3 protein-coding genes and 1 tRNA gene are annotated in these 4,693 nt (G+C 36.0%); 2 read left to right on the top strand and 2 right to left on the bottom strand.

Going from position 1 to position 4,693, the window contains the following annotated elements; genetic code table 11:
• Nucleotide 1: 1 nt before the first annotated feature.
• A tRNA-Gln gene (locus tag C0430_RS02595) sits at nucleotides 2-72 on the bottom strand.
• Between the two features lie 236 nt (nucleotides 73-308).
• On the opposite strand from C0430_RS02595, the gene C0430_RS02600 reads away from it, so the two are divergent.
• Together C0430_RS02600 and C0430_RS02605 are read left to right on the top strand one after the other, a co-directional pair.
• The gene (locus C0430_RS02600; RefSeq protein WP_290865177.1) at nucleotides 309-3,581 is read left to right on the top strand and encodes a DUF2723 domain-containing protein; all 3,273 of its coding nucleotides are present in this window, start codon (nucleotides 309-311) and stop codon (nucleotides 3,579-3,581) included.
• Between the two features lie 89 nt (nucleotides 3,582-3,670).
• Nucleotides 3,671-4,321: a polysaccharide deacetylase family protein gene (locus tag C0430_RS02605; protein ID WP_290865179.1), complete on the top strand. Its 651-nt coding sequence runs from the start codon at nucleotides 3,671-3,673 to the stop codon at nucleotides 4,319-4,321.
• Here C0430_RS02605 and C0430_RS02610 read toward each other — a convergent pair.
• Complete coding sequence (locus C0430_RS02610; protein WP_290865181.1) at nucleotides 4,318-4,614, bottom strand: thioredoxin family protein; 297 nt, start codon at nucleotides 4,612-4,614, stop codon at nucleotides 4,318-4,320. The genes C0430_RS02605 and C0430_RS02610 overlap by 4 nt on opposite strands.
• Nucleotides 4,615-4,693: the final 79 nt, after the last annotated feature.

A 4,693-nucleotide genomic window follows, 5' to 3' on the forward strand; every position in this document is an offset into this window, starting at 1 on the left:
GTTGGTCTACAAGGACTCGAACCTTGAAAGACTGCACCAAAAACAGTTGTGTTACCATTACACCATAGACCAATTCCATTGCTGTTAAGCGAGTGCAAATTTAATACAAATTTTAATTTGTACAAATTTTTAACCTCTTTTTATCAAAAAAAAATTTACCCACTATTTAACCCTCTAAATTACACCAAAAATCAATATGCCGTTTAAGCCTTATTTGTTTTTTGGAAATTTACTAAATTGCTCGTGTCTTTAAGTAAAAAAACATTTTCTTTGTGTTTTAAAATTAAACTAAATTTTAGCATATAAATATGGCAACATTCAATTTCAATAAATGGAATACAATTACAGGTTGGTGTGTATTTGTAATCGCTTTGATGACATACACACTCACTGTTGAACCCACAATGAGTTTTTGGGATTGCGGCGAATACATTGCCACATCGGCAAAACTTGAAGTAGGACATCCGCCGGGAGCTCCATTATTCCAAATGATGGGCGCATTTTTTGCGATGTTTGCCACCGATGACAAATATATTGCCTTGATGGTAAACATGATGTCTGTTTTTTCGAGTGCGTTTACGATTTTATTTATGTTTTGGTCATCATCGATGATCTTGAAAAAAATAATCTCGCAGTATGCCGAGGTCAACAAAAACAATTCCATAGTAATTCTTGGCAGTTCTTTTGTGGGCGCCTTGGCTTATACTTTTTCAGATAGTTTTTGGGCCAGTGCCGTTGAAGCCGAAGTTTATGCGATGGCCTCCTTGTTTATCGCCTTGCTTTTTTGGCTGGGCTTACGATGGGAACAAGACATGGATTCGCCAAGAGGCAATAAATGGTTATTGATTATATCATTGGTAGTTGGACTTACATTTGGGGTTCATTTTATGGCCTTGTTAACCATTCCTGCAATTGGTTTTATTTATTATTTCAAGCATTATAAAGAGGTTACCGTCAAAAACTTCATCGTTGCCAATGTTGTCGTAATAGCCATATTACTTTTTATTTTTAAATTATTACTGCCCCTAACCATGGCTTTCTTTGGTAAAACCGAAGTTTTTATGGTCAATAGTTTAGGAATGCCTTTTAACTCGGGAACCATTTTTGTCGTTTTACTTCTAATTGCCTTCTTTTATTTTGGTTTAAAATACACACATCAAAAAGGACATGTAAACTACAACACCCTAATTTTATGCATTCTGTTTATTTTGATAGGTTTCTCCAGCTGGATGATGTTGCCTATTCGTGCCAATGCAAATACGGTAATTAACGAGAACAAACCCTCGGATGCCCGTGAAGTTTTAGCCTATTACAACAGGGAGCAATACGGTTCAAATCCTTTGTTTTACGGCCCACAATACACAGAAGCTTTTGCAGGTTTAGACAAAAACAATCCCTATTTAGATAAGGCTCCCAACTATGAGAGAGATTACAAGACCGGAAAGTATGTTATTGTAAACAACTACAAAAATGCCGAACAAAATAGCGACGACAATCAAAAAACTATTTTACCTAGACTTTGGAGCAGCGATCATATTGCGAATTACATCAATTTTACCAATCCACCAGCGTTTAGATTAAATCCTGATTATCCGTATGAAGATGATTTACAGAAATACGGAATTGATCCAAGCCAACTTTCAGAGGAAGATTACAACAAAGCCATAGCCCAACTGAAGGGTGAAATAGAAAAAATCGTAAGCGAATTTAGACAAGCTTACGCCCAGAAACAAATTGACAATGATGGTTATGTAAAATTCCTGAAGAGTTACGGTGATTATTTAATCGTGGAAAAACCTGCAACGGCAGACAATTTGAGATTTATGGTTGAATACCAATTTGGCTATATGTACTTCAGGTATTTAATGTGGAACTTTGTTGGACGTCAAAATGATGTTCAAGGAAGATATGACTATCAAGACGGAAATTGGCTTAGCGGCATTCCTTTTATAGACAAATTGCACTTGGGTTCACAGGAAAACTTGCCTTCGGACGTATTGAATAACAAAGGTCGAAATGTGTATTTCTTTTTACCTTTTATATTAGGAATAATTGGTTTAATGTATCACGCATCCAAGGATCGAAAAAGTTTCTACGTGCTTCTTGTTTTATTCCTGTTTTTGGGAATTGCCCTAAAAATTTACCTCAACGAAAGACCATTTGAGCCTCGAGAAAGAGATTATGCCTTGGTGGGTTCTTTTTATGTGTTTGCCATTTGGATAGGCTTTGGAGTTTATGCTCTTTATGAAAGTTTCCAAAAATACTTGGCGCCAAAAATAGCAGGACCCGTAATTATTGCCGCCTCTTTATTGGCAGTTCCCGTTATTATGGCTTGCCAAAACTGGGACGACCACGATCGTTCAGGAAAATATACTGCAACAGCATTGGCAAAAGCCTATTTAAACTCATGTGACCCAAATGCCATCTTATACACCATTGGCGACAACGACACCTTCCCGCTTTGGTATGCACAAGAAATTGAACATGTGAGAACCGATGTCAAAATTGTAAACACGAGCCTGTTTATGACCGATTGGTATATTGACCAAATGAAAACCAAAACCTACGAATCAAATCCGTTGCCTATTTCATTTACACACAATGAATATGTGGGTGACAAATTAGATTATGTGGCTCATATCCCAAAAACGGAAAGCCGTTGGGACATCAAAGATTTTATCAATTTTATCAAAAATCCACAATCTACGGTAGAAATGCAAAATGGACAAACCATCCATTTTTTTCCAACCAATAAAATCAGGATTCCTATTGACAAAAATGTCATTATCAAGAATAAAGTGATTTCTCCAAAATTCAACGACTCCATTGTGCCTTATATAGACCTTGACATCAAGGGAAATGCATTGTACAAAAACAGATTGATGATGTTAGACGTTTTGGCCAACAACAATTGGAAAAGACCCATCTATTTTAGCCCAGGCGCTTTTGACGATGAAGACTATTTATGGATGAAAAACTACCTTCAACTAGAAGGCATGATTTATAAATTAGTCCCAATAAAAACAAAGATTGACAAAGACACCAACCCAATGGATATGGGAGGACTTGATGCTGACAAAATGTACTCCATCGTAATGAAATGGGATTGGGGCAATAGTGACGGAAATATTTATCATGATCCAGAAACTAGAAAAAACAGCATTTCCTACCGCTCTGTTCTGTCAAGATTAATGGATAGGTTGATAGCCGAAGGAAAATTGGACAAAGCGAAAAACGTTATCAATTTAGCCTTGACAAAAATGCCTTTGGATAAATTTGGCTATTATGCCATGGTAGAGCCTTTTACCAAAGGATATTATCAAGTGGGAGAAAAAGCAAAAGCGCAGCAGCTTCTAGAAAAATTGATAAAGAAATACCAAGAAAACCTTAATTATTATGGAAAACTGGGTCTTTCAGATCAAAACGACATTGCCATTGACATCATTACCGATATGGAACGTTACAGAAGCCTGTTACTAGTAATGAAGGAAAACGGCGATATTGAATTTTACAATAAAAACAAGGCCCCATTCAATACTTACATCAAGATTTTTGAACATTTTGGTCGCGATAGAGAATAACAAAACATAAAAAGATGAAAATAAAAAATGTAGCGCTGTTGAAAAATGCCGCTACATTTTTTTGTTGTTAATGAATAAAATCTTGGATTATGAGTTTCTACTGGATAAAAACAAATGCTTTCATTAAAAAAATATTCTCAAACCATGTTTGGGCGATATCCAATACAGAAAACAAAATCTACCTCACTTTTGACGATGGTCCAATACCCGAAATAACGGAATGGGTTCTCGAAGAATTAAAAAAGCACAATGCCAAAGCCACTTTTTTCTGCATTGGTCACAACATAGAAAAACATCCCGAAATTTTCAAAAAAGTAATCAACGATGCACATTCCGTCGGGAATCATACCTTCAACCATTTGAACGGCTGGAAAACTTCAACTAAAGAATATCTGGAGAATTTTAAATTGTGTGAAGATTCGATTTCAAATCTGCAATCTAAAATCTACAATCTAAAATCAAAACTCTTCCGTCCGCCTTACGGTAAAATAAAATTTTCGCAATCCAAAAAACTACGGAAATTGGGATACAAAATAATAATGTGGGATGTCTTGAGTGCTGATTATGACACTGCTATTTCTCCAGAAAAATGCTTGGAAAATGTACTAAAAAATGTAAGCTCGGGAAGCATAATCGTATTCCACGACAGCGTAAAAGCATTTCCGAACTTGGAATATACTTTACCTAGAGCGTTGAAATATTGGCAAGAAAAAGGATTTGTTTTCGAGAAATTGGATTAAAGATGTTCTTGAACCAAGCCAATGATGGTATTGGCGTCCAATTCACCGGATTGTCTCCAGATCATTTGACCTTCTTTATAAATCATCAAAGTGGGAAGTCCCTTGATGCGCAAGGCATCGGCTAGTTCTTGATTTTTATCGACATCAATTTTAATCACTTTTGCCTTATCGCCCAGAGCCGCGGCAACATCCCTGATTACAGGATGCATCAGGATAGATGATTCATTCCAATCTGTGTAAAAATCAATCAACACAGGGACTTGCGTGCTTATAAGTTCTCCAAATTTTGACATAAAACCAACGAATTTAATTTTCTAAATCTATTGCAAAGAGATATTATTTTACAAATGTAGCATTTTAAACGAATTAAGC

The sequence above is a fragment of the Flavobacterium sp. genome (assembly GCF_013823965.1).
Lineage (GTDB): Bacteria > Bacteroidota > Bacteroidia > Flavobacteriales > Flavobacteriaceae > Flavobacterium.

Coding starts and splice junctions, on each gene's coding strand:
- C0430_RS02600 (WP_290865177.1), top strand. CDS start 309: ATGGCAACATTCAATTTCAATAAATGGAATACAATTACAGGTTGGTGT.
- C0430_RS02605 (WP_290865179.1), top strand. CDS start 3,671: ATGAGTTTCTACTGGATAAAAACAAATGCTTTCATTAAAAAAATATTC.
- C0430_RS02610 (WP_290865181.1), bottom strand. CDS start 4,614: ATGTCAAAATTTGGAGAACTTATAAGCACGCAAGTCCCTGTGTTGATT.